At 56.3% G+C, this 24948-nt stretch carries 26 protein-coding genes and 2 pseudogenes; 8 read left to right on the top strand and 20 right to left on the bottom strand.

Features of this window, described 5'->3' with window-relative positions; translation table 11 throughout:
- Nucleotides 1-111 precede the first annotated feature (111 nt).
- Complete coding sequence (locus QCL65_RS06590) at nt 112-633, top strand: DUF4189 domain-containing protein (RefSeq protein ID WP_407316711.1); 522 nt, start codon at nt 112-114, stop codon at nt 631-633.
- Between the two features lie 72 nt (nt 634-705).
- On the opposite strand, the gene mobH is transcribed toward QCL65_RS06590, so the two are convergent.
- The gene (gene mobH, locus QCL65_RS06585) at nt 706-2628 is read right to left on the bottom strand and encodes a MobH family relaxase (protein ID WP_407315455.1); all 1923 of its coding nucleotides are present in this window, start codon (nt 2626-2628) and stop codon (nt 706-708) included.
- Nucleotides 2629-3078: 450 nt separating this feature from the next.
- Between mobH and QCL65_RS06580 the strand changes: the two genes are divergently transcribed.
- Together QCL65_RS06580 and QCL65_RS06575 are read left to right on the top strand one after the other, a co-directional pair.
- On the top strand, nt 3079-4035 hold the full coding sequence (locus QCL65_RS06580; RefSeq protein ID WP_407315454.1) for a diguanylate cyclase domain-containing protein: 957 nt from the start codon (nt 3079-3081) through the stop codon (nt 4033-4035).
- A 103-nt stretch (nt 4036-4138) separates the two neighbouring features.
- Nucleotides 4139-4429: a hypothetical protein gene (locus QCL65_RS06575; RefSeq protein ID WP_019237341.1), complete on the top strand. Its 291-nt coding sequence runs from the start codon at nt 4139-4141 to the stop codon at nt 4427-4429.
- A 155-nt stretch (nt 4430-4584) separates the two neighbouring features.
- Here QCL65_RS06575 and QCL65_RS06570 read toward each other — a convergent pair whose 3' ends face one another.
- Together QCL65_RS06570 and QCL65_RS06565 are read right to left on the bottom strand one after the other, a co-directional pair.
- Nucleotides 4585-5511, bottom strand: a complete 927-nt coding sequence (locus QCL65_RS06570; protein ID WP_407315453.1) for a nucleotidyl transferase AbiEii/AbiGii toxin family protein — start codon at nt 5509-5511, stop codon at nt 4585-4587.
- Nucleotides 5504-6262: a type IV toxin-antitoxin system AbiEi family antitoxin domain-containing protein gene (locus QCL65_RS06565; RefSeq protein ID WP_122396403.1), complete on the bottom strand. Its 759-nt coding sequence runs from the start codon at nt 6260-6262 to the stop codon at nt 5504-5506. Before QCL65_RS06565 ends, QCL65_RS06570 begins: the two co-directional genes overlap by 8 nt.
- A gap of 225 nt (nt 6263-6487) precedes the next feature.
- On the opposite strand from QCL65_RS06565, the gene QCL65_RS06560 reads away from it, so the two are divergent.
- Nucleotides 6488-6847, top strand: a complete 360-nt coding sequence (locus QCL65_RS06560) for a DUF3742 family protein (RefSeq protein ID WP_407315452.1) — start codon at nt 6488-6490, stop codon at nt 6845-6847.
- Nucleotides 6848-6858: 11 nt separating this feature from the next.
- Here the strand turns inward: QCL65_RS06560 and QCL65_RS06555 are convergent, their stop codons facing one another.
- From QCL65_RS06555 to QCL65_RS06535, 5 genes are all read right to left on the bottom strand, one after another.
- Nucleotides 6859-8382: a conjugal transfer protein TraG N-terminal domain-containing protein gene (locus tag QCL65_RS06555; RefSeq protein WP_407315451.1), complete on the bottom strand. Its 1524-nt coding sequence runs from the start codon at nt 8380-8382 to the stop codon at nt 6859-6861.
- 15 nt (nt 8383-8397) lie between these two features.
- Nucleotides 8398-8745 carry a hypothetical protein gene (locus QCL65_RS06550; protein WP_407315450.1) on the bottom strand — a complete coding sequence of 116 codons (348 nt, stop codon included), beginning with the start codon at nt 8743-8745 and terminating at the stop codon, nt 8398-8400.
- Nucleotides 8742-10079, bottom strand: a complete 1338-nt coding sequence (locus tag QCL65_RS06545) for an integrating conjugative element protein (RefSeq protein WP_407316709.1) — start codon at nt 10077-10079, stop codon at nt 8742-8744. Before QCL65_RS06545 ends, QCL65_RS06550 begins: the two co-directional genes overlap by 4 nt.
- A 73-nt stretch (nt 10080-10152) precedes the next feature.
- The gene (locus QCL65_RS06540) at nt 10153-11094 is read right to left on the bottom strand and encodes a TIGR03756 family integrating conjugative element protein (protein ID WP_407315449.1); all 942 of its coding nucleotides are present in this window, start codon (nt 11092-11094) and stop codon (nt 10153-10155) included.
- Nucleotides 11091-11513 (bottom strand): TIGR03757 family integrating conjugative element protein, encoded by a 423-nt coding sequence (locus QCL65_RS06535; RefSeq protein ID WP_407315448.1) that lies wholly within the window; start codon nt 11511-11513, stop codon nt 11091-11093. The genes QCL65_RS06540 and QCL65_RS06535 overlap by 4 nt, the downstream gene beginning before the upstream one ends.
- Nucleotides 11514-11689: 176 nt before the next feature.
- Here QCL65_RS06535 and QCL65_RS06530 point away from each other — a divergent pair, with 176 nt between their 5' ends.
- A complete protein-coding gene (locus tag QCL65_RS06530; RefSeq protein ID WP_407315447.1) occupies nt 11690-12712 on the top strand; it encodes a DUF4917 family protein in 1023 nt (340 codons plus the stop codon).
- A gap of 47 nt (nt 12713-12759) precedes the next feature.
- On the opposite strand, the gene QCL65_RS06525 is transcribed toward QCL65_RS06530, so the two are convergent.
- Genes QCL65_RS06525 through QCL65_RS06480 form a run of 10 tightly spaced genes read right to left on the bottom strand, consistent with a single transcriptional unit; the run spans nt 12760 to nt 21157 of the window.
- Nucleotides 12760-13473: a DsbA family protein gene (locus tag QCL65_RS06525; protein WP_407315446.1), complete on the bottom strand. Its 714-nt coding sequence runs from the start codon at nt 13471-13473 to the stop codon at nt 12760-12762.
- 8 nt (nt 13474-13481) lie between these two features.
- A complete protein-coding gene (locus QCL65_RS06520; protein ID WP_407315445.1) occupies nt 13482-16358 on the bottom strand; it encodes a conjugative transfer ATPase in 2877 nt (958 codons plus the stop codon).
- Nucleotides 16358-16792: a TIGR03751 family conjugal transfer lipoprotein gene (locus QCL65_RS06515; RefSeq protein WP_289883808.1), complete on the bottom strand. Its 435-nt coding sequence runs from the start codon at nt 16790-16792 to the stop codon at nt 16358-16360. Before QCL65_RS06515 ends, QCL65_RS06520 begins: the two co-directional genes overlap by 1 nt.
- The gene (locus QCL65_RS06510; RefSeq protein ID WP_407315444.1) at nt 16773-18188 is read right to left on the bottom strand and encodes a TIGR03752 family integrating conjugative element protein; all 1416 of its coding nucleotides are present in this window, start codon (nt 18186-18188) and stop codon (nt 16773-16775) included. The genes QCL65_RS06515 and QCL65_RS06510 overlap by 20 nt, the downstream gene beginning before the upstream one ends.
- Nucleotides 18178-19083 (bottom strand): TIGR03749 family integrating conjugative element protein, encoded by a 906-nt coding sequence (locus QCL65_RS06505; protein WP_407315443.1) that lies wholly within the window; start codon nt 19081-19083, stop codon nt 18178-18180. The genes QCL65_RS06510 and QCL65_RS06505 overlap by 11 nt, the downstream gene beginning before the upstream one ends.
- Nucleotides 19080-19766 (bottom strand): PFL_4703 family integrating conjugative element protein, encoded by a 687-nt coding sequence (locus QCL65_RS06500; protein ID WP_003413095.1) that lies wholly within the window; start codon nt 19764-19766, stop codon nt 19080-19082. Before QCL65_RS06500 ends, QCL65_RS06505 begins: the two co-directional genes overlap by 4 nt.
- The gene (locus QCL65_RS06495) at nt 19763-20161 is read right to left on the bottom strand and encodes a TIGR03750 family conjugal transfer protein (protein WP_080721195.1); all 399 of its coding nucleotides are present in this window, start codon (nt 20159-20161) and stop codon (nt 19763-19765) included. The genes QCL65_RS06500 and QCL65_RS06495 overlap by 4 nt, the downstream gene beginning before the upstream one ends.
- Before the next feature lie 11 nt (nt 20162-20172).
- Entirely contained in the window at nt 20173-20532 is a 360-nt protein-coding gene (locus tag QCL65_RS06490) for a TIGR03745 family integrating conjugative element membrane protein (RefSeq protein WP_407315442.1), read from the bottom strand.
- Between the two features lie 17 nt (nt 20533-20549).
- Nucleotides 20550-20783 carry a TIGR03758 family integrating conjugative element protein gene (locus QCL65_RS06485; protein WP_407315441.1) on the bottom strand — a complete coding sequence of 78 codons (234 nt, stop codon included), beginning with the start codon at nt 20781-20783 and terminating at the stop codon, nt 20550-20552.
- Nucleotides 20780-21157, bottom strand: coding sequence for an RAQPRD family integrative conjugative element protein (locus tag QCL65_RS06480; protein WP_407315440.1), 378 nt, complete (start codon nt 21155-21157; stop codon nt 20780-20782). The genes QCL65_RS06485 and QCL65_RS06480 overlap by 4 nt, the downstream gene beginning before the upstream one ends.
- Nucleotides 21158-21305: 148 nt before the next feature.
- Here QCL65_RS06480 and QCL65_RS06475 point away from each other — a divergent pair.
- Nucleotides 21306-21760: pseudogene (locus tag QCL65_RS06475) on the top strand (transposase); the annotation flags it as partial.
- 55 nt (nt 21761-21815) lie between these two features.
- Here QCL65_RS06475 and QCL65_RS06470 read toward each other — a convergent pair.
- Both QCL65_RS06470 and QCL65_RS06465 read right to left on the bottom strand, forming a co-directional pair.
- The gene (locus QCL65_RS06470) at nt 21816-22604 is read right to left on the bottom strand and encodes a methyl-accepting chemotaxis protein (RefSeq protein WP_407316707.1); all 789 of its coding nucleotides are present in this window, start codon (nt 22602-22604) and stop codon (nt 21816-21818) included.
- A 69-nt stretch (nt 22605-22673) separates the two neighbouring features.
- A pseudogene (locus QCL65_RS06465) lies at nt 22674-23441 on the bottom strand (MCP four helix bundle domain-containing protein); the annotation flags it as partial.
- Between the two features lie 192 nt (nt 23442-23633).
- Here QCL65_RS06465 and QCL65_RS06460 point away from each other — a divergent pair.
- Both QCL65_RS06460 and QCL65_RS06455 read left to right on the top strand, forming a co-directional pair.
- Nucleotides 23634-24146, top strand: coding sequence for a GNAT family N-acetyltransferase (locus QCL65_RS06460; RefSeq protein WP_407315439.1), 513 nt, complete (start codon nt 23634-23636; stop codon nt 24144-24146).
- Nucleotides 24147-24209: 63 nt separating this feature from the next.
- Nucleotides 24210-24857 carry an HAD hydrolase-like protein gene (locus QCL65_RS06455; protein ID WP_407315438.1) on the top strand — a complete coding sequence of 216 codons (648 nt, stop codon included), beginning with the start codon at nt 24210-24212 and terminating at the stop codon, nt 24855-24857.
- Nucleotides 24858-24948 lie beyond the last annotated feature (91 nt).

Here is a 24948-nt window from a genome sequence, read left to right as displayed (position 1 = left end):
CACCATCACTTTATCAGTAGCGTTACTGCAGATATGGACGAGACTGACGTTTGTGTGTTAATGAAACCGATGTACTTCAGATGAATTAATTTATATTTGGGTAATGCATCTATGAGGCTTTGTGTTCTTTTGGCTTTTCCAATTTTATATCTTCCTGTAATTGCTTGGGCTCAAGGCTGTCCGCCAGGGCAGTATCAAATTGGTGGGCAGGGAGCTATCGCATGTGCGCCTATTCCCCAAGGAAGCTCTCAAGAGACTGCACCAGCACCTCGGCCGCTAGGAAAATGGATCAAAACTTGGGGGGCTGTGTCGCTTGATAAATCTGATGTGGGAGCTTTAGGCGTTTCAGTAGGGAAACTTTCTAAGCGCGAAGCTCAGCGAGATGCGATAGCTGGGTGCATCAAGGCGGGAGGAAAGAACTGTAAAGATTGGGCGACATATGAAAACCAGTGTGCTGCAGTTGCAGAGCCTTATAAAGATGGACGTTCTTCAGCAGGAAGCTTGCATTTCAGAACGGGAGCTTCAGCTGAGGATATTCAGCGCGAGGTCAGAGACATTTGCTCATCAGAGAACAACGGGGAATGTCGAGTTATTTACACTGCGTGCTCCGAGCCAATCTTTCAGAGGTATTAATTACATGTATCTTATTTTTGGGCATGCACCGATCAAATTTTCAAATATTTTTGAGGCCTGCCCTTATCTGACTCAGTTATGCGTTGCGCGCGGATGATCATCCGCTTCTATCGTGGCGTCTGAGGGAACTTCCCGAAGTTTTAGGTAAGGGTTGTTTGGCGGAAGTTCGCCAAATACACCCTGCCAACGCTCAAGCAGGTAGCCGTGAAGCCGGCGCGATTTGCGAGGTCCGGTTACTTCGCACGTCCAGATGTTCAGGCCATTGGCTTGCTTACGGTGTAGATGCAATTTCTCAAATCTCTTTTGCGCCCACTGCCAATCTGCCATCTCCTCACGCTTGGCATAGTCAGCGATTTGAGGATGTTCTTGCGCATAGCGCTGAAACACACCTGGGCTTACCAGATAGACGGCATCCGCCACGATATGCACCAGCGCCTTAGCGTCGTTGATGACGAGTCGGCGCGATGCAATCGCCTGCTGCAGCCATGTCACAAAATGATCAGCTGACATATGAGTTGAGGTGCCATTCGACTCGTCCCTGGATGGTTGGGTACTGGTCGACATTGGATTTTTTTTCGCTGGGACGGACTCGCTCACCTGGTGTGGCTTTCCGGGAGCTTCAGGCATTGGCTGAGACGATGAACTTCCTTGGTCATCGGCCTTCGGCGGATCTGGTGCCCCAATCATTGCCAGCAGTTCATCCATCATGTCCGGCGCGTTTTTCGCTACGGGTTGTGTGCTCAACGAAGGCTTCGATTCCAACGGCGGATTGGCTCGATCATCGGCGGTGTCCTGCATGGCCGAGTCAAGCAAGTCTGGCGCACTCTCGCCGGTTGTCTCAGCACCTTGGGCTGCTTCAACAAGCACCGTCCCCGCGTAGGCGGCCGGCCGCTCACCAGCCTCCCAGATCAGGGCCGGCGAGAGCCGCAGTAACGTAAAGGCATGTGACCAGCCGCTTGAGCTGGTCACCGTTGCACGCCAGATCGCTTTGCCGTCCGGTGCGGGCTGGAGCATGCTGTGCTCTTGAAGAACGTTGAACACAGCCGAATTGCTCGCTGGGATGCCGTCTATGCCTTGCGATAACAGGTGGGCACGCAACTTGTCCGAAACAGTCTTGCTCACCAGCCATAGCGCATCCTCCGTGAGCCAGCCATCTGATGCCTCTGGCTGGTTCAGCTTCAGCTGCTCTTTTAGCAGGTAGCGCAGCCCCTCAAGCAGCTTGCGTTGCAATGCGTGCTTTGGTGCGGCCATCACCTTCGCCGGATCTCCACCAAGCTCCTGCGCAACCGAGGCGCGATCGGCCTGGACCACCAATTCGCCAAGCATGTCAGCATGCTCATATTGGCCAGACAGCACGTAAAGCAACTGGGACCATAGGGCTGGATAGCCGCTGAGCCAGTCAAGCGCGGCGCTATCGAGTATCCGGGTGTAGAGCAATCCAGTCGCAGCCCCATGCAAGCGATATTCGCGACCCTCGCGATGGCGAAAACGATAAGACTGGTTCAGTGGTCCATGCCAGGGGTGCCAGATCCTCCCCCCCTGCTCTACATGCAGATCGACAGCGATCTTGCCGATGTCGTGTAGCAGTGCGGCATAAGCAACAGCTGCAGTCCAAGCCTCCGCTTGCGCCGCTTGGTCCTCAGGCGAAGCTCCTGCGGGGAGCAGGTGCGACTGTCGCAACTTCAACGCGAACGCGACAATTTCAAGGCCATGATCCAGCATGCCTCCTAGGTACGCGTGGTGATGGCTTTCAGACGCTGGGAATTGCTGCACAAGATCCGCATAGCGCTCAAGCGGGACTCGATAGAGCGAGTGAAACTGCTTGCGGGATAGAGAGGTACGCTGCCAGATATGTTCCAGAAGCTTCTGGCGTCGAGGTGTGGCCAGTAGTTCCGCAGCCGACTTGGGGTGCAACAGCCCTTTGCCTAGCGCACTCTCGGTCACTGCCGCAACAGGTGGCAGAACGGCGGCCTTTCGTTGAAACAATCTGAGCATGCCCACTCCCAGTGATGATGCAGGGCAGGGATGGCCTTTTTCCTTTTCCAGGTAGCCCCATTTCCCTTGAGCACCATTCCCTTAGCGCCGCCCTTCTACCCTTCTGCCTTTGGGTTACACCATTTCCGCCGATCACTAGCGAGCATCAATCGGATGTAGGCGCTCCCCTTTTGCGCCTTTACCCGGCCTATCGGCTCAAGCACGCTGGCCGCAACCAGACCTCCCAAGACTGGAAGCAGCTAAAGCCATGCTGGCATCAACGCTGCCGAGGCCTGGTCAGCATTGTTTCAATGAGTTAAAAATAACCCATAATGGATAGGCACGGATCAATGCATTGGACTGCAGCGGGCCGATGGCCACGGGCGATACCACGATGCAGATTTGCCACACATCGAGGCCTGGAGCATCAGCAGCAATGCCTCGATGCGCTTGGAGGAAAGGAGCAAGGACATGATGGTTCAGCATGAGGACGAACTACTCACCCCACCAAAGGCGAGCACCTTGCTGCGAGTGCTGAGCGCTCTTCCGTTCGGCATCGCGTGGGCCAGCTTTCCTGATGGAAAAATTCAGTACTGCAATGCGGAGTTCGTTCGTCTATTCGGCCACGACGCCAGCCAATTCCGTACAGTCGATCAATTCGTGGACAGCCTCTATCTTCATGAACGGCAGCGCGAGATGGTACGCAAGCGCTGGCTAGACATCGAACTGCATCACTCGGCACATCCTGTTGCGACCGGTGATATGGAGATTGATGTCGTGACCAGCGGAGGGTCAATCCGCACGGTGTTGCACTCGGGTTTGATACTTCACGACGAGAAGCTGGCGGTAGCGATCTTCAAAGACTTTTCTGGTGTGCAGTTCAATCGGCGGCAGCTTTTGGAGCTGATCTATCGAGACGATCTGACTGGTGTTTCCAATCGGCGTGGCCTTCGCGAGCGTTGGCATGCAGAGGTCTCCGAAGATCCGCAGCGTCGTCTTGCATTCCTCATGCTGGATCTTGATGACTTCAAACCCATCAATGATTCCTATGGACACGCGGTAGGTGACACCGTGCTTCAGATCATCGCAGAGCGACTGAAAGGGGCTGTGCGAGAGACAGACTTGGTATGCCGCCTAGGTGGCGATGAGTTCGGTATCTTGCTTGTTGCACCAAGTGACCTGTCTCATATCGAAATGGTCTGCAGCCGCATACTGGAGTCGGTGAATACGCCGCTTCTGGTGGACAACCTAAAACTTAGCGTCGGCGTCAGCATCGGCGCCTGCCTCTATCCAGATCAAGCTGCTGATAAGCACGAACTGCTGCGGCGCGCGGACCGGGCCCTGTATCAAATCAAAAGGACCGGGGGAAAAGGTTCCTGGCGCTGGTTCCAAGGAGAGCATCCAGTCGAAGGCCTGGCTATTTCTTGAGAGAAATGCAGTCTTCATACGTAGCGATTAAAGCAGTACCTACGCACAAGTTCTGAGTCAAATTTTGAGAGCAACTGGCGAACCAAAGGCCAAGGGGGCCGACATGAACCTTCCGAATGACAGCAGCTTGATTTCCGTGCCCGCAAGTAAGTCTTGCGAGCTCATCATACGGGGTGTGGCAGAATTTAAGGGGTTGAAAGATCAACGCATCTTTCTTGACTCACTGATGTTTCAGTGCGCTCTGTTGACCCGCATGACTGGCGGAGACAAGGAATATCACGCGTTTCTGGATCGTCTGCGAGACATGAGTTTCGAAGAGCTAGAGCACATTACCCATCCTCGCACGAAGCAGTCGCCTTCAGAGCACGAGGATGACATGTCCTTGCCAGCCTGATCGACTGTCTGCGATCAAGCCCCCACATTGATCATTCTGGGGCATCGCGACAGGTACCCGTGTCGCGATGCCGGACAAGCACAATGCCTAGCCTCCAGAAGCCTTTACCCGCTGCGGCCATGCTGATCTGGCGTGGTCTTTCAGCCGGACTAACCTCAGGTCCTGGATGCAGCGAGCGCAGCATCCAGGGCATCGGCCTGGGCCGCGAAATCACTAGGCCGACGCTGCTTGAACGTCCTTAGGTTGGTGAGCTTCCAACGTAATGCTGGCAACTGTTCGACGTACGCACACTGCAGCAATGACCACTCGGGCTCTCCCCTCGCCAATCCACTCAGGAAACCTCGGTGAGCCTCAGAGAGGCGCGCGGGCAATTCTTGCCGCAGCCGTGCACGAGTCTCCAGCAGTATACCCAGCGGGCAAGGCGTCTCTGTCATGCCCTGAAAGGCGCGCTCGTACTCCCCGGCGATGTCTTTGTCATTGCCGAACAGTACTTCGTGCGTAGGGCGGTTGTGGCCAGCCAGATAGACCACGAAGCATTCGATCATTTCATCGGTGATCCCGCCCGTTTCATACATCTGCCACGCGTCGAACAGATCACGCGGATGCTGACGATCCATCGCGGCTACCAACTTCCCTGCATAAAGCTCATCCGGGGCTAGGGTGGGGACGTCGAACTCGACTCCAAAACGGTCGCGCGTCCTGGCACTCAATGGCAGTCGGGTAATCGGAAGGACGGATCCGCGAAACACCACGTTGACCTCAACCTTAACCTGAGTGCTGTCATTCTCAGCAATCAGCTTCGTGTCGCCCAGATCTTTGCTGTGTATCAGTCGTGTTTGCACACCCATGGGTGCAACACGCTCTGCGATCGCAGCTAGCTCTTGGTTGATTGCTTGAAGTGCTTGATCACGGGGAACTTGCCAGGGCAGGTACACCACATCGATGTCGACGGAAAGGCGCGGCATATCCTGTACAAACAGGTTGATGGCGGTGCCGCCCTTCATGGCGAAGATGTCATTGGCGAATACAGCAGGAGCAACGTCCAGCAGAAGCCGAACAGTGTCAGCGTAGTGCTTATCCATGGGGGTTTAGGCTCAGCAAGGTGCCATCGTCCAGCCGGCTCATCCAGCGCCTGCTACTTCCGGTTCTGACCTGGTTGTGCTCAAGCAATAGGTCGACGTCGACGACACCTGACTCTCGTGCCCATGTCAGAAACAATCGCACGGCTTTTACACTGGTACAGCAGGACAGCAGCTGCCCAAGCAGATCCTTACGCGGTGATCGAAGGCCATCAAAAATGTTGCGGCACTCCTCAAGGCTTTGCCTCGTGCCGGCGTCATAGAGCAGCTCCAGAACGGCTCGTTCTGGCACAGCTACCTGCAGGCCCTGGGGCTGTCCTGGGGGAGTGTGCAGGGTCTTTCCGGCGAGAGTATCGTCTGGCCAGTCGAAGAGCTTGGCCCCGACATAACGCGCCGGAAAACGCTCGGTGAACCAGGTAGGTATGACGAAACGGGCATCGCCCCAAAGAACGAGGATGTCCCACGACGCCAGGTTGTGGCGGACCCCCTGAAGCGCCAACGCGCTTTTCCCTCCGACGTGCAGGCCAGCCACTTGGCCTTGAAGGAAGCGCAGCGCGCCATTGACATCAAAGTCGTCGTTCGGGAATGCGTAGACGCCATGGGCGAGGCGTACGAGCCAGCCTCCCTCCACATAACGGGCAGCCAGCTGTGGTGACACGCCAAACGATTCGAGCGTAGCTAGACCGAATGGCGCACCACGTGGGAGCTCAGCCTGAAGTCGTTTGATTAGTTGATGTCGTATAGTTCTACTCATATGTTAAATGTAAATCACAATCTAATCACCTGTCATCCCAATGCACACTTATCGGGAAAAAATAGCCTCATAGTTGAATTTCATGTGTAGATCTAATCATACTCGGCTGGTATGCATTGCCTAACCAGCTAAATCATGTGTCGGCCGAAGCTCATTGTTGGCACCCATGCCCGGGGAAAAAGGCAAACTGGACCGTACACATATCCCCCAAGATAGGTGACAGCCATGAAGACGAACCCTCAAAACAGCAATCCGGAGAAGCTAGGTCGCTGGCTTGGCAACGCCTGGCGTTCCTATGCCATGGGCGAGCGGCGGTTGTTTGATCAGTTGGTATGCAAGGGTATGAGTCCAGCGGTCCTCAAGATCCTGTTCTGGACAGTAAAGCTAACCGTAATCGCTCTGCTGCTCTACTTCGTATTCTGGGTCGCCCTTCTACTGGTGGTATTGGTGGGCGCTGCGCGGTTGGCGAGTAACGCTGAGTTAGGCGAGACGCCTGAGCCCGAATGGAAGAATGGACCGGCAGGTTTTGGGCTTTACACCTACGACGGCTTCCGTATAGACCCTCATGTCTCTGACGAGGATTGAGAGGATCTGGCTCACTTTTTCGAAATTGCGCCCACCACCGTACTGGCACCCTTCCCACCCGCTGCTTTGGCATCGCCAGTTGCACCGGCGAGTCCCTGGAGCACATTCCCTGCGCGAACACCCGCCCAGCCTAGTGCCATGATCCAGAAGGTGGGGAGCACGATAAACATCGTCCCCATCACGAACATCAGCAGCAGGTCGCCAAACGCGTTGTTCAGGCCTGCTAGCGGGTCGAAGTTTGCATGCGGGCGGTTGTAACCGAAGCCCCACCCGTAAAGCGCGTCCAAAATAGTGCTGTCGATCCAACGGGCGAGCTGGAACCAGAAATCTACAAAGAACAATGCGAACTGCACGATGCTGACAGTCACCAACGTCTTCAGGTCGTAAGTCCCCACCACCAAGACCAGCGGTATGCAGATCACCAAGGCCATCTTCAACAGCGAAAGCACCATCGGCAAAGCCTGGCGCACCACATCCATTGCTGGGAAAGCTGCAAGCGAACCGAGTGCAAGACCGACATCGCTGGCTGCACGGTTGACGACGTTGGGCAAAGTCTTATCAATCTGACCGCCATAGTCGGTGTAGACGGAGCCTTGATTAAGCTTCTGCTGCCGTGGTGAAGCGATGGCTCGAATCACCGAGTCATCGACCTCCTGGCGACTCAAGAAACCAGCCCATCCAGCGACTCGGTTGAGCAGGCTTGGGTCGACTTGAGACAGCAATCGAGCGCGTAATCCGTTGCTGCTATCGCTCCACCACTGGCGACATGTTGGGTAACCCGCACCGCTAGGCACCTGCGCAAGCCCCGCATCCCGGTTGCTCTCGTAAGCCCAGCCGTCTCGCGGCGTCTCGGCGTGATAGGTGTCGTAGAAGCCGCTGGTATCAAAGAAATAAAACGAACCGATCCAGGACACATCATGCATTTGCGTGTCATCGAGCTGCGGTCGGTTCATGAACAACTTGGCACGTGCCGGCCCGTAACAGTCGTGCGTGAAGTCAGCAACTTCCTGAGCTAGGACCGGATCGTCAATGCGCGTGGCGTTGATATCCATCCGAATCTGGCGCACGTCGGTACCGCATGGAATTGCAGCGACTGAGGCACCAGTGATTGCGCGCGATACTGCGTGTACGAAAGCCCACCAGACCGGCAACTTGGCACTCTGATTGTTGAGCGTGCTGAAAGACTGCGACCAACCGGTAGCTGCGGGTTCGGGCATGTTGACCTGACACTGCGTCGAACGTGTTTGGTCATACTTGATGGTGTTGAGGTCGACGTCGATAAATGGAACGCCGGCGAACATCACCACGACGATGGCAACCCATACCCTGTTCTCGATTCGCAACGAAGACAGGACGCCCTTGTTGCCTTCATCAGCCCCTTCGGCCTTCGCCTTCAGCCATTCTTGGACAATGATGGCCAAGAAAGGCATTGCAAACACACCACTGGAAACCAGCACAGCCCAGATTCCATTGTTGACGATCCAGCCTACCAGGGTGAGGTAGTGCTCAAGGTAGTCAGTCGTGAAAAGCGTCATCGGCTGGATCTCCAATTACGACTGAAGCAATAAACTGATTTCCAGAACGACGATGGCTGCAACGCCGGCGACTTCGGTGCGGATCAGCCGGTAACGCGCTTCGGAGTCTGGCTCGCGAGCGAGCAGCCGACGGCGCATCCAAAGCCAGCCGCGGGCCGTAGCTGCATAGAGAGCCAGCCGCCACACCAAAAAGTAACCGGAAGCGGCGGCCATCCAATGCTGCCAAGCCGTGACGCTGCCCACGAGATAGATACCGACCACGTTGGCTAGCAACGCCGTAGCGAGCAGGACCATGATCCATAGCAGCACATGTGCCGTCTTCCGATTGAGAAGCCAGCGAAAGCGCAGCCACTCGAAATTCATTGCGCCCGCCCTGGCGATGGCCGCTGCAATTGGTCGAGGCGGTCAGGGACAGGATCACCTTCATAGACCCCACGCGAACCCGATGCCCTGGTACCGTGGCGCTGGATGATCGCCATCGGCGAGTTGTTAGCGAGCTCACGGCGTAGTTCAAGTTCGGTCTTCAAATTCTGGATTTCACGATCCAGCGTATTGCTCTCGTGGTTGATAGCCTCCACCGCAAGCTGATTGGCTGAAACATTGGGCTCTTTCTGCCCCGTCAGCAGCGTTCGTTGCAACAGCAATGCCTTCTCTAAAACAGAAGACAGCGCCACCTCTGAGGCCAGTCGGCGCGCGAGGATATCTTGGTCCGGCTCATCTCGCAGCGCTTCAATAACACCCCGGGTGATCGGCAAAGACGTGCTACCGGCCGCGCGCAAATTTTCGAACGTGGTATTGCGGGTTCCGTCGATCAGCTCCTGCAGGGACTGCAATTTGGCTTCGTATTCTTCCTGGATAAGTGGCGTCAAGCCCACACCCGGCATGGTTTGAGTCTTGGTACAGTCTTCGCAAGTACGCTGCTCCTGCTCCCCCAAGACACGGGTTGCCCATTCAGTTGCTGCTTGCGGGGTAGGCCATGTCTGGCAAGCCAAGCTGTTGCAGCTAGTTGCATCTATCGACGAGGTATCGGCAACGCTGCGGCCATTGACCAGGTTGTAGCCCGCGCGGGTCACATCGGCGACCACCTTGATCGAGGACTGACCCGCACCACCAGCGTTATTGCCGCCGACCCAAGGAACACCGTCATTGCCACGCGTTGTTTCAGCCTGCTCGATAGCGGACACTGCATCGGTACTGGTCACAGCCTGGCGAAGAGCCATGCCCTCTGCTATCTGGTTCCAGCCGAGTTGGCCACCAGCCGTCTGGGCCATCCGTTCGGCCATGGCGCGACAGGTGAGTTTGGAACGGTCAAAGTCCAGGCGGGCCTGCAGCACGCCATTGGTCAACAGGTTGTAAAGACCAGGGTCTGCGCGCTGAATGATCAAGGCGGGCAGCGACGCGACGGCACTCGTCGCGCTCTGAATCACGTTACCCATGATGTTCTGAAATCCATTCGTCAGCCCATTGAGCTGGTTCTGAATCGTCGTGCTGATATTCATATCCCCACAGACCAAATTGCTGTTCCAGCCAGCGCCCACGCCTATCGAGCGCATACCAGCAGCGCCGCTCATGGAAACGGCGTTGCCGCCACCGATTGAATACATGACCTCATCGCCAATCACGCTTCCACTGTTCTGGAAACCACCGCTCTGAGCCCAGACAAATCCGCTTGCAAGGCCAAGTGCACACGTCAGCAAAACAAGGCGCGAATGTCCCTGTCGACGGCGGTTAAGTGGGGAAATTTCACGAGAGAATTTCATTGACGTGCCCTTAGTTGAAATCGACGCTGCCCAGGAAGACCTGACCTTGACGCTGGCAGCAGCTGTAAGGGCGCCATAAAGCCCACGCGTAGTCGCCCGGCGCTGCCTGAGGCAGCGAGCCACTTTGGGGAAATACCGCACAGGTAGAGGACAGGCGCGGTGTGAGTTGTTGCCACTTACCTGTTAAGGCATCGCTTTCTACCAGCGCGCCAGCCGGCCAATAACCGTCGCGACTACTGGCGAGCAGGGGCTGATAGACGTGAAGTTGTCCTCGACGCGTCACGATGTCGCCTGCGCGCTGCGCAACCACAGCGCCGGCCTTGTGGTCATCGGTCTGATGCAGAAATCCTCCGCGGGGGTAGACGGCGCCCCACAGATTCATGCCTGTACGAGAGCCTATCTCTCGCATGCCAGGGATGAGCGCTTCGGGGTAAACGACTTCTGGCAAGTTGTAGCGCCATGCAATCGTATCCAAGGTGCTGAGCAAGTAGGGCATGAAAGCAGTACCAGCACCTTCGCACGCGTAACCCGATGCGCTGGCGAATTGACTGAAAACCTGCCCACCGGGATGGCCGATCACATCCGCGTTTTTGAACTTGGTCAGGTTGTTTTCATTGTCATGATTGGTTGTTCCATCTCCTCCAGAGCGAGCAGTCGTGTTGGGCTTACTCATCGCACGCACTTCAACCCAGGGATTTTCACCAACGTTGGAATAGCTGGAGACCACAGCATCTGGAACGTAATGACGTACTTTGATTGAGGTGCGAACCGTGCACCTCGTCAACGTGCAATAAAGCCAATAGCAAATGCCCACCACCCGATACTCCAGGCAGTCTGGCGAAAGCGTTGATGACACGATGCTGGCCGTATTCAGAGCGAAGCTCGACGTAGCACCGCACAGCAGCGCTGCAGCGGCACCCATTCGTAGTCGACGTGGAACACGGGCCATCATGGAGTTTTCCTGCGGTACTGCGCTACGCGCGCAAGTGCCTTGTCCAGGTTGGGCTCCCCGTACACCACATAACTCTGGTCCACAACAACCGCTGGGAGCGTGGCGATGCCCAAACTCCAGGCGTCGGCAACGTCTTGGTAAGCACTACGAAGGCGTTGTTGCAGAGCTTGTCCACCGCGTTCTAACCGCTGCTGTACTAGCGCTGCGGCATGCTGGGGGTCGCTTGGAAGCTGCTCTGACAACTCGATTTCAAGCTGTTGGGCTTTGTCTAATTCTATGCGTCGGTCGACGGTCGCGTTGCCAGTCACAGAGTGCTTGGAGTCAGTGATTACCCAGACTTCTTGAGCCTCGGAACTCCCCGGAACCAGCATCGCCAGTCCGAACAGCGCGTGTCCGAAAACAATGTAGAAGTTGCGCATGGCGTGCTGCCTGGCAGTTGGAGACCCATGTAGTCCAATGCATGCAGCCCGAACATGCCACGAAGAATGGGTATGACGGCATGCCCGCATTCCTGAATCGCCCTTGTCGCAAATGTCGTTGTCGCGACAGGCATGCGCTATGGTTGTGGGATACAAATAACCAGGAGAAGGAACTCATGCACTATGCGATTCAGCAATGGCAGGCCATTGCCAACAACTACCGAGGAACACTCATACTTGGCAATGGTGCAAGCATTGCGGTAAGCCGCAGTTTCTCTTACCAATCCTTGCTGGAACATGCGCGTACGAATGAGCTGATAGCTCCGGATGTAGAGCAGCTATTTGATTTCTTCGATACTGAGGACTTCGAACTTATATTGCGGATCGTCTGGCAGGCATCCAATGTCAATCGATCACTGCAAATCCCAGATGAAAGGACGCATGCGGCATACCTGAGAGTCCGAGACTGTCTTATAGAGAGTGTGCGTGCAATCCATCCAGAGTTCGATCAGGTCAGTGGTCATCTGCCTTCCATCTACCAATTTCTTAAACATTTCGATACCGTCGCCTCACTGAATTACGACCTTATCGTCTACTGGGCCATGATGGATGGACGTGACAGTGATTATAGCCACGAGATCAAGGATTGCTTTGGGGCAGGAGGTTTGTTTCAAGATAACTGGTTTCGACTCAGGACGCCTATTCGAGGGCGGCTATCCACCACCCTAGTGTTCTACCCACACGGCAGTTTGGTTCTGTGTCGCGATCGGGTTGAGCAGGAGCATAAGATTCACAGCGATGGTGCAGCCCTCCTAGAGGCCATTCTGAATCTGTGGCAAACCGAGACTGTAGTCCCGCTCTTCGTAAGCGAAGGGACTCGGGAGCAAAAGGTTAGTGCCATTCAGAACAGCTACTACCTTTCCAGCATATACCGTGAAGTGCTGGCTTCTCGGCGATACACCCTCGTCATCTACGGGTGGGGCTTGTGGGAGCAAGACCTTCATATCTTGCGTCGAATGCGATTTACCGGCATTCGGCGAGTCGCTGTCTCTGTATATCGAAACGACCAAAACTATTGCAGCCGAGTCTATGCGCTTCTTCAAGAGGTGCTCGGGGCAGTACGCATTGAATTCTTTGATAGCGAGAGTCCTGGTTGTTGGAACAATCAGAATCTATTGCACAACGAACGTCGATACTGACAACCCTTGAACTCTGCAAATACATAGGTCTGCGAGCGACGTCCGAACTATTGAGATATTGAGGGGGATGCTCCATCCTCCTTGTCGCTCTCAGGCAGACTCAGTAGATCCAGTGCAGAGAGCAACATATCTCCCGAGGCTGGACCCGTAAGATTCATAGAACGACTGGATTGGTTGTCGATCAATCGAAGCGATGGAGTCGCATCAAAGCCATCATGGCGGGCTTGCTCGGCTTGCAAGCGCACTGCCGCGCCAGGACGATCACTTTTCAGGCACTCCCTCACGGCAGATTCATCGGGGTAACTCACACCAGCCGGAAGGCCTTGCCCGCCTCCTCGCGTATGTTGATAGACCCACTGCACGGCTTCCCAGAAACGTGCATGGCCGAACCTTTCTCCGACACACTCGACCCAGCGCGCTTCATCTCCCGCTGCCGGTTCGTGTATCGCCAACGGCAGGTGATTCCACTGCAGGTTGACGTCAGGATGGGCATCGACCCAGGCGCGCAGGGTCGGTGTGTAGGTTTGGCAAAAAGGACATTCAAGATCCGCGTATACGACAACGGTAAACCGGGCTGTGCTTGAGCCGTGACGCCAGGGCGGGCCATCGGTTGGTTCAGTCGTGGACGCACTTAGCGCTGTAGGTCGGGTCAAGACGAGCACGCTATAAAGCAGTGCTGCGAGCGCCGCAATCACAATCGTGGTCAAGCACCAGACGCGCAGTCCCTTGCGAGGGCGAGCAGATAGGTGTTCGATAGTCATAAGGAATCTCAAACGAACAAGTCGTCGTATGGCAGTGGGCTAATGCCCCTGGCATGGTCGATCTTCTCGGCGATCCTGAAGGCTGCCTCAAGTTCGCCAATGCCAAACTCCTGCATCATCTGGAACCGCTCGGCTTTCTCTTCGGGCTCTGTTTGGGCCAATGCGAGGTAGAGGCTAGGCGGCACTGCACGGAACAAGACTTCCATCGACTTGGACAGAATCACGCCTTCGCTGAACTTGCCGGCCTCTTTGCGAGCCGACAGCATTAAGGCCTTCTGAGCGGGGTTCAACTCGCGAAAACGCGCGATCTTTTCAACCTCATCCGGCGGCATCGACAGGCAGATCCACCATTCGATCATGTTCAACATTGGTTCGGCGGACTTGGGCAGATCGTCCACGTTCTGAGTAGCGAGCCAGAACCAGGCGCCCAGCTTGCGCCACATCTTGGTGATCTTCACCACGTAGGGTGACAGCAGCGGATTCTTGGTAATGATGTGGCCTTCATCGGTCACATTGACGATGGGCCTCCCCAGAAATTGATCACGCTCGGCAATGTTGTTAACCGTGCTGATTAGGGAGATGTAGGCAATCGACAATTGGGCGTTGTAGCCCTCACGCGCATACGTTGCCAGGTCCACGATGGTGACATCAGCTTCCGGCCACGGGGTTCCGGGGCGATCAAACATCTCGCCGTCCGAGCCTTGGCAAAACATGTCCATAGCGTCCGCCATTTCAAGCAAACGGGAACGCCGGATCTCCGGAAGCGTTGAATCACGGCCGCGCTCGCGTAACGCTTCACGTACGTCGCGAGTGAGCACTGTGCGATTCTCTGCACTGCAACGCTGCGCAGCATCGAGTATGCATTGACGAATCAGCGAGCGGTCGGCGCGGGTCATTCGCGCCTCCTCCTTGTCCTCTCCCCCGGTAATCATCAAGCGTGCAGTGATTTCGAGCTCGCCCAGCACGTCGCGTTGCTCATCGGCCTCATTGGCGTCGGCCTGATCAGACAGCTCCTCTTCGAGAGCGTCGGCATCCAGCGTCTGCACATCGCTGGGCGTATCGATCAGTCGATGGGCATCAGCAAATGGCGCAAGACTCACGCCAGAGCCAGGCGCAAGCTTGACCCGGTTAACCGTCAGTCCAAGCCGCTTCGCAAAGTCACCGAATAGCCCAAAGGAATTCCCTGCCTCCACGATGAAAATGCGGGGCCGATAGATTGCGGCAACCTGATTCAGGATGTTATTCAGAGTTGCAGATTTGCCAGATCCAGTCGGGCCAAAGAGGAACAGGTGGGCGTTCATTTGCCGATCAAGCCGGTTGAACGGATCAAAGGTAATGACCCCGCCACCTCGGTTGAAAAAGGTGATGCCAGGATGTCCAGTTCCTTGGCTACGCCCCCAGACCGGCGCCAAATTCGCTGCATGTTGAGCGAACATCAGTTGGGTGTACCACTGCCGGCGATCCACGCCTGGGTTGTAGACGCAGGGAAGCCAACGGAGGTAGCTGTTGAGCGGCGCAACTTCGTCCTCCTCCCGTACAGGCTGCAACCCGGCATTGAGCATGACGTTGGCGAGCTGAAGCCCGCGGCGATCAAGCTCGGATTCGTCACGTCCGTGCAGATAAAAGGCCAACGTGCCCCGATACAACTTGTGAGCGCTGCCAATCAGTGAGCGGGCCTCGTGCACGTCCTTGAGTGCTTGTTCCGAGGCGAGGGTTTCTCCAACCGCTTTCTTGGCCAAGTGGTTGAGGTGGGCCTCCAACACATCTTGCGGTGTTGCGACGAGCGTAAGGCACAGCGTCGTGTCTTCCGGCATTTGGTCGAACAGGGTGTTGATAGCGTCACCTTTGCGGGTTTCGCCCGTGAGGTGGCCGGTTACCGGCGGCATACGCAAACGGTCGGTGACCATCACACGATGAGGGAGGCTATCGAAATACCACAAGCCTTGATCGACATCTGAGCGTGGATGGCCGAAGAACAGCCGCTGACTGAAGTCCACCCCGCTAGCCAGCTCGATTTCATCAGGCTCCGGAGTTTGCGGATAGGCTGCAAGCTGGTAGAAGCGCTCGCGGTCCTTGGCCTCGTGTCCCAGTACCGTCGGGTGTGGATTGAACCATCTCAACAACCACGCATGGATTGCAGGTGCACCGAGCCGTTTTGACTGAATGCCGGCGTTGCTCAAACCACCTACCAATCGATCGCACACAGTATTAAGGGCTTGCTCGGGCGTCTGTCCGCGACGCCTGCTCTGGCTTGAAGACCGCCGGTACACCACCATTCGTACGCGACGGGTCTGCCCACGCCAACGAAGACGTGTCACAACGCTGTCCTCAAACAAGCCACCTGGCTTCGCAACTGCTCGCAGGTGGTGAGCAAAAAACCTGAGATAAAAATTCGTAAATTTCGACTCCTTCGCACGGGGCTGAATGTAATCGTTCAGTGCCTGAAGGTATTGGTCGAAGTTTGCCTCGTCCTGAGCATAGAGCTGGACAACCCAAGGATTCTCGTCGAGCTCGTCGAAACTGTCCTGCAGCGCATTCTCCAGTGCATCACGGGCTTGAGCGAGCCATACAGCCTCTCGCCCCTCGGTGCCCAGCGGCGTCAGCTCAAAAAAAGCGGCGACTGACTGGCCGTCTTCGAGCAGCATGCACTGTGTCTCCGGCAGGAACTCCACCCAAGGCAGCAGTGCTACGAACGACGGAGCCACATCATAAAGTGCCTCCTCATCGTCTGAAGTAGCCGGGGACTCGCGTGCAGCTTTACCAGGAGCTTGAATGCCTGCCTCGCGCAGCGCTTGTAGGTAGCGCTGCCAGCCGTCGGGGCTTCCATCGGCGTCAGGCATGGAATGGCATGCTTTTGGGCGTAACCAAGGGAGCGTCCAGGACATCAGTAGTCCTCCACACGCTCGCCAGGCATCGCGTACTGAATCCGCTGGTAAAGCGGAAACACAGTCGTATAGCCAGGCACCGGCACAGGGTCGGTACCGGTCAAATGTGGGAACACATACATCACCAGATCGGGATTGGGGAGGCGGTGAAACTGTCGATAGATTTCATTGGACGCAGTGCGGGTGTAACGAGATTGCTCTGAGGGAGCTTCGGCCAAGTCTGCCTCTTGCAAAGGCCGCCGCAGCGTCTGGCGTGCATCTAGCAACTGGCGACCAGCGACCTGGCCTGAGCCACCATCACCAGCCTCTTGCTGCCAGATTTCCTGCATGCTTTGTCCCCCATGGGTCAACAATTGATCTTTGTCGGTCGCGCAGCCGACGAGCGCCACCGCTGCCATGGCGAGTACCACGGGTTTAATCCAGTTCGAGCGCATGGGCTTCTCCTGCACGGTGATCGACCTTGCGGCCTTTGGGGTCGTAATCGATGGCTAGGGGCTTATCGAGGTGGACGGCGACTTTGGCACCTGGCTGTACATACACCGCAGCGAAGGCCTGGCCGTAGAGTTTGCTAACCCAGCTCGACATTTCTTGGACACCACCGGCCAGGATCCGGCCGACCGCTTCCTGACCAGTGATGCCGACGGTTCCGACTGAGCCATCGGCTCCGACATAGGAAGCCCGGCCACTATCAGATTCGATCATTGAAGCGACGCCTGCGCCGGCAGCGGTGATCAGGGCTTGTGAGCCCAGATATTGTTGCGCGTTGCTGCGACGTTCGCCGTTGACACATGGGATGCCATAGGGATCGCTGATCCAGCCAAGACCTTCCTGCTGTTTGTCACTCTGCTGATCGCCGTCTCGGTCCTCGGGGATCGTGCGGATGGTGCCGTCATTGAAGACGAAGGTGATGCTGCGCACCTGCCCACGCACGCAAGAAAGCGTCCAATCCCCTGCGGCAGTACCGCTGAACACCGCCCCCGCCACATCAGGTAGGTCGATGCCATTTGCGGTCAGGTTATCCGGGCCCACCAGTACCTTGAATGGATAAGGATCGTTCACAGTGCCATCGATCGGCACTCGACCGATCAGTGCAGTCATCGCCACCGAGCCCATTAATGTCGAGTTGGTTGGCACGGTGTAGACCGCTCTGGTCGTGGCTGCTCCGACGGCTTTGGCACTGGCTTTAACGGTTGATTCGGCTGTCTCTTCCAGCGTTCGCTGGGCCGGGCCAAAGCTGGTTGGAAAGCTGGGTGTATCCCCGCCGCTTCGTCCATCAGTCTGCTTTTTGTCTTCGGGTTCCACCCAACGCATACCACTGCCGGAGCCAGACATACCATCGGCGTCGCCATCGCGTAATCCCAGCCCCACAGGTAAATCGGCATTGCCGCCGGTGTTGCCGATCTTGTCCAAACGCCGCTGCAAATCCTGTAGCAAACCTTCGGTCTGCTGGCGTTCTGAGTTGAGCTGTTGCTGGTCACGACGCAGGTTGGCGCGCTCAGATTCCAGCGCATTGCCAATGCGTTGATCGATTGCCGATTCACGCTGGCGAAGTCGTTGATTCTCATCGCGCTGCGTCTTGTTGTCCGATGTGGCCGTCTGCAGCTCTGTACGCAGCTGCTTCACCTGGGCGACCAAGGTAGCTACAGTGTCGCGTGGTGTATCGCCCTCAATGCCCAGCGCCTTCATTTCTTCAGGGGTGAGTTGGGCACCCGCATCGGCGGTGGCCGGGGCCTGATGACCACCGCCGCCCGAAAATTGCCTGATGCCGAAGAACAACACCAGCAGTGCCACTGGAATCATCAACCACTTCAGCAAACCGTTACTGTGCATGGCCATCTCCTTGCGCAGGCGCGGCCGGTTGCGGCAGGTTTACTGCTGGGTCGAAGCGCTGGATAGCTGGTATCAGTGACTGGGCCAAGCTACGACCACGAGTGACCACGTAGACGACTGTGGTGTCTTCTGACTGGCCGTGCGGTCCTAGAGCCGGATGCTGGAAGGCCGCAGTCAGGATGTCGCCCTGAAGCGTACGCGGGTCAAGATCGATCCAGGTTCCGCTGGTATTGGTCAACTGGACGGCGGTTACCCATTGGTCCTCCAAGCGCCAGGAGGCAAGCGCTGTAGCTTTGACCGGCAAGGTCGGTAACAGTGTCTCAAGCGGTAGGTTACGGCGCAGGTTCACCCTCGTAACTCCAGGAGCCGCTTCGACAGTACGTAGCGGCGCATAGAGATTCTGGGCTGCGTATCGAGTGAGGACTACTGCAACCGGAGTCTCGCGTTTGTTTTGAGCGGGCAGGGACTTGATGTCCGGATCAGCATCTTCTGCCTCGGATGGCTTCTCGCCGTAGCGGGTTGGCGTGCTGGGACCATCAACGATGCGCACCGGTTCCAAGGGCGGAACGCCCTCACCCCCAACCTGGGCACTGATGTCGAGCAAAATGAGGGCCCCGGTATCGGCATCTTGCAGCTGCAGCCGGGTAGGCTCGATGGGTGCGTTTGCGCGCAGATAGACTGCGCCGCCTGCGCTCTGGACACGGAGACGCTCGCCTACGTTAGCCGGCACCCCGATGCGGACATTGCGATCAACGAATACGATTCGCTCTTGGTCTACGACCAGCGGAATAGTCAGAGGCAGCCGCTCCCAAGTCAGGATTTGAACCGCATGAGCCTGGGGCGTCATCGCTATGGCAATGACGCTGCTAAGCCAGAAGGCGAATTGATGCTTCATGGTTTCTCTCCTTGGGCATCCAGGCCACTTCGAGTCGGCGCAGGATCAGTTACATCGGGTGCTCCAATGCGCTGAGGCGCGCCGTCATAACAGTCGATCGCCAGACCGAATGGGTTGCGCGTGGGATCCACGTCGGCCCTCACCACTTTGATCAGATAGCGCACCAGAGCGCGCTTGACCTGTTCGGAGCCGTAGTACTCGTCCGCGCTGATGTCTAGGGTGACCACCCAATCGCGCTCTGATACGACGCGCACGCGGAGCCCAGGGTTGTCGCCGTAGCCGCGACCTGGAATTTCATAGATTCCGCGCACACGTTCGCGCAATTCACCCGCGTTACGCCGATAGTCGTAATCGGCCTGAAGGAATCCCTTGCATGCAGGCGTGAAGTACGGCGAAAGCGCATGCAGGTTGCGCGCGTAGTCGTTCTCGCCATTGGTCGGCCATCGGTTGAGTTGCTGGAATACGTAGAACGTGAAGGCATACACCGATTCCGGCGGCACCTCCCACCACTTGCGTGTGCTGCCAGAGCGCAGATCCGGCGGGACATGGACGGTGAGGTCGCGCGGCGCGCTCCACCAGCCACCGCCCATGACCAAGGCAATAATCAGCAGGGCTCCAACGCCAAGGCGCAACGTCTTGATGTGTGCCTGTAGGTGCATGACCTCGTTTTTGAATCGGCTCATCCTGCTTTCCTTCGAACCGACCAGAAACCAGAGCGGGTGACCAGCGCCTGCCCACCAACCCAACCGGCGACGGTGGGGTGACGCGTCGTCAACCACCATTGCAGATGTCGGTAAAGCCATGTGTCGGGTCGGCCGCGCTTCTGTCGACGCAGGATGCCTCCACCAACGAACACGCCAATAGCTACCGCTGCCACCATGAAGGTCGGTGCGAGCGCTATGGTCGAGAACATCCAGGAAAGAGGTCCACCAACCACCAGCCCGGTCGCGCCGGATAGGCCGCAGCAGACCCACAGTTCATCTGCGGTCAGTCCACGCACCACCACCGGATGACGGTTGAGCCGGTGCGGCAAGAAAGACACTGTGCCGTCCTCTCGGACATGCGGGTAATCGGACATGACCAGCCCCCTTACAGGATGCCGGTGGCTTCGGTGAGCAGCCAGATGCCGACTACGAGCAGCACAGCGCCGATTGCCACCGTCAAACCGAATTGGCCCCAGGTCTTGCGACCATTGTGAATCTCGGCGTAGGTGCCATAGGCGTGGTAGCAGACCCCGATAAACATGGACGCCACCACCAACAGCGCCACCAGCAGCACGATGTCGTAGCCATAGTTACGGATGGTCTCCATGATCCCGTTGCCAGTGCCGCGCGAGGGATTCTCCAGCGTGGGAAGCCCTTGGGCTGAGGACACAGTTGGTAGACCCAGTACTCCAAGCGCAGATGCCAGCCGGAGAGGGATACGAGAGGAGAGAAAGCGCGTCTTCATGTTCGGTCCCTTCAAGATCAAGAGAGGAGGAAAAACGTCAGCACGATGTACATGGCAAAAAAGCGCACCACGACACCCAGGAACTGCCGTTGGTTGATTCGGCTCTCAGCCCAGCCCACATAGGCCGTGCGGATCGCCCATGCGCCCCACAGCAGCAGAACGGCGAGCACCATGCCGATCAGCACGGTGGTCATCGCGGCGGGTGCAATACCGCTGTTGGCTTGAAACGCCGAGACCTGTGCGCCGTTCATGGGGAGGAGTCGGTATCGCCGGGCTGGCCCTCTGCCTGTTCGGCTCGGTACTGGCCGACGATTTCGACCGGATCTCTAGGCTGGGCACGTGGCGGGGTGAGGTATTCCTGTAGACCGACACGTACACGTGCTACGTCGGCGCGCAGCCGGCTGTAATCGAGGTAGTAGCGCTGGCCGGGGGCAACGACAGTTGAGGTTTCGCTGTTCTGGATCAGACGATCCAGCGCGTCGAGTTGTCGGAGTGCCGCGGCGATGTCCTGGTCCTGTGCAGGCGGGCTGGCTGCAGCTGCAAGGGGGTGCATGACCATCAGAGCAGTCAGGATGAGCATCGGTGCGCTGCAACCAACATATCGCCATTCGAATGAACGCACCATCGCGCCCTCCTCGTCAGATCAACAGTTGAGTGATCGTGACCGGGAGTGCAGATGCACACTGCAAAGAATAGGAAATAAGTAGGCCCCGGATTGATGCCCTGAGTCGCTTTTTAGGTGTGCATCTATTCGCAAGCTTCCAGCTCATCACATGCCCTCAATCAGGGCAACAACCACAAACTTTTTCCTAGCCAAGGTTGCTCCATGGCCACAACTGCTGATCGCGCCGCACTATCCGGGGTCAGGATGCCTTGGTGGGCAGCTATAAGCACTGGCAACGATGTTTCGGATTCATATCTTGCAGCAGTGGTACGCGCTTAAAAATCCGGCGATGGAAGAAGTGCTGTACCAGATACCGAAGTTGCGCCTTTTTGCCCACTTGACGACCTGGACCAGGTTCTCCGATGCGCCCACGACTCTTAACTTTCGGCGCCTGCTAGAACCCCATGGCCTCGCCACTCGGATCCTCGAGGCTGTCACGCGTATCTAGCGCAATGGCCAGCCCTGCGGTCCGGCACGATCATCGATGACACGCTGATCGCTACGCCCAACTCAACCAAGAATGCCGACCATGTGCGCACTCCTGAGATGCATCAGACCAAAAAGGACAGATAAACAAGAAGACTAAGGCATGCTTCAGCTGACCGGACCTCGAGATTGATCAAGTGCGAAAGCGTGCAACCATTCGGTTTAAATTTACGGCCAATTGCGACAGCTCGCCGCTAGCGGTCAACGTCTGTCGGGTACCTTCACTGCTCTGCAGGGCTAGGTCCCGAATGCTGACCAAGGCACGATCTACCTCGCGGGCGACGTAAGCTTGCTCCTCCGACGCCGTGGCGATTTGCTGGTTACGGTCATCAATCATTTGTGCGGCGTCAGTGATGGTTTGCAACGATCGACCGGCCTCTTCGGCAGTATTCTGGGTGTTATTCACCTCTCGCGTACTGTCCGCCATTGAATCCACGACTTCTGAACTGCGTACTTTCATTGAGGAAATCATGACCTCGATCTCCTCTGTTGAGGCCTGCGTTCGGTGTGCAAGGGCACGTACTTCGTCGGCTACGACGGCAAAGCCACGGCCCTGTTCGCCGGCACGTGCAGCCTCAATGGCTGCATTCAAAGCTAGAAGGTTGGTCTGATCGGCAATGGAACCGATCACGCTTAATACCTTGCTGATGTCCTGCGTTTGTCCAGCCAACTGCTGGACTTGCTCCGAAGTTACGTGCACGCGATCTTTCAGAGTGCGCATAGCATCGAGGGTCTCTCCAACTTTAGCATTGCCCGCTTCAGCAGCACGTGTCGATTCTTTAGCAGCCTGCGATGTAGACGTCGCATTACGAGCAACCTCTTCGACCGCCGCGCTCATCTGATTGACTGCGGTAGCTGCCTGGTCGATTTCACTGTTCTGCTGCTGTAGGGTCTGGTTAGCGCTTTCGGTTATCGCGGTCATTTCCACTGCGGCCGAGCTTAATTGCGCTGAGGCCTCAGAAATGTCAGCGATCGTGCCGCGCAGGTTTGCCTGCATCGTATTGAGTGCTGCCATGAGGCGGGCTGCTTCATCTGTGCCCGTCACGTTAAGGGACATACGTAAATCCCCATTGGCGATCTCTTCTGCCATCTTCAGCGACGTATTGATGGGCATTACGATGCTGCGGGTAAGTAAAATGGCCAACAGAATAGTCAGTGCCAGTGCAACAGCCACCATAGATGCGATTACATGGTTACTGTGGTCATACACCTCCGTTGCTTGAGTTCCGGCAGTTTTTGCCCCATCAGAATTATGCTTACGTAACAATGACAGAGCGTTCTGGTAAGCCTCTGCCCGGACTTTCTGCTCTGTATTAGCATAATCAACAGCCAGATTATGCTGCGTGTCATCTAGCTCGACGATTCGCGCCAGCCCCTCCAGGAATTTCCCCATAAGCCCGGCAGCAAGTTCGAAGGTCTGACGTTCCGTCTCGTCCGAAAGCAAATTCTGCCGATAGAAATCGGTCCGTTCACTAAGTACATCACGCGCCTTCGCCAATTGACCGATTGCCATGGTGCGGGCTTCAGGAGTAGTCGCGGCAAGCAGTCGAATGCTTTCCAGACGTGCCTCCAATACCGCTATTTGAATGTCATCGGTCGTCTGGATGCTGGCCAACCAGTTTTTTTCGATGTCTTGCTCAGAGTCCCGAAGTTTGCCTAATTGCAGGTAGGCGAACCCTCCCAAAGCGATCACTAATAGGGTAATCATGCCAAAACAAAGTGAAGCTCTGGAGGCGATGGTGAACGAGCGGAGATTCATAGGTTGTCCGGAGTATCGAGTGTGGATAGAGAGCTTGCTTTAGATGCTATCTGCCGGTTGTAATTAAACTGTAGTGTTTAGGGTAAAAATAAACGGAGTCAACCAAAGCTACGAGCGCTGTGGGGATGCTGACCTGAGTTGTGCGAGGTAAAATTGGAAGACGCATCCAGTGAAACTGAAGGATAGGAAAAAATGCATACCTACTACTTCCGGCTGAGTCGTACTGAGGATGTGGCGGATTTATGCCGTATCTCGGCAGAGGCTCGTCTGCGCTACAGGACATTTCCATCTCTAGCCCATATCGCTGACGCACCTGCGTTGACCCCTGTGAGATTTGAGGCCTGTAGTGTCGTGGTGGCACTCGATAGCGATAGTCATAAAATAATGGGCTTCGCGGCAATGCGACCGCTGGACGGGCTTTTGTATTTAGACAATATTTCCGTTCGCCCAAGTGCTTCAGGGATTGGGATAGGAGCAAAACTGCTTTCGGCAGCCGTAGAGCATGCTGAAAGCCTTGGGGTCCAAGCGGTGAGCTTGACAACTTTTCGTGAGCCTCCTTGGAATGGCCCCTGGTTCCGCAAGCAAGGCTTCCTTACGATGCCGGGTGCATATATAGGTGAAGGATTGAAACAGGTAATGGATCGCCAATGGCTTACGCTGGATGCCACAACTCGTGAAACATTGTGGCGTGTCCTATACGATTGATAAGCAAACCAAGCCATTCTAGTTAGGGCGTGTTTGCCATCCGCTGACCTTCAAAGGAAAGCTATGAAAACTTTAATCTTCGACCTGGACGGCACTCTCGTTGATTCAGCACCAGGTATCGTCGCCAGTCTGACACACGCCGTTCGGGCTCTAGGTCACGACTTCACGCCCTCTGCCGGAATCACACACCTTTTCGGGCCGCCGATGACTCATGTAATGGCACAACTGCTGATGCCTTATGGAGATGACCGCGTCGACCAAGGCGTCGAGTTGTACCGGACTCATTATGGACGGTACGGCATCTCTGGATCATTGGCTTATCCGGGAATTAGACAAGTTATTGATTCGCTGACTACACAAGGATACGCGTTGTATGTCGCTACCTCTAAGCGTCAGGAGTTTGCCGAGCGCATTCTGAGTGAGACGGGGCTGAGAGGTCATTTCCAAAGCGTTTTCGGCACTTCACCGGATGGTAAACTGGACGACAAATCCCGCTTGCTGGATACATTGCTGGCGGTAGAGGCGATCCGTCCTGGATCCGCCTGCATGATCGGCGACAAGCGCGATGATATTGTCGCCGCCCATCAAAACGGATTACTTGCCATTGGCGTTCTATGGGGTTACGGCACCCGCGCAGAGCTGATCGAGTGCGGTGCCGACAAGCTAGTCGAGCAACCGACTCATTTGCTGGGTGCACTCGTAAAAGACTGAGGTATGTGGCGGCTTCGGCACCTGGCTGGCTGCACAGGCGCTGCGCTACATTGACAGTTGAGATAAATCCCCAGACTATAAATCAATGACT

The sequence above is a fragment of the Pseudomonas sp. nanlin1 genome (assembly GCF_045571515.1).
GTDB lineage: Bacteria > Pseudomonadota > Gammaproteobacteria > Pseudomonadales > Pseudomonadaceae > Aquipseudomonas.
The sequence above is the reverse complement of the archived record's forward strand: the minus strand, read 5'-3'. Positions and strand labels throughout refer to the sequence as shown.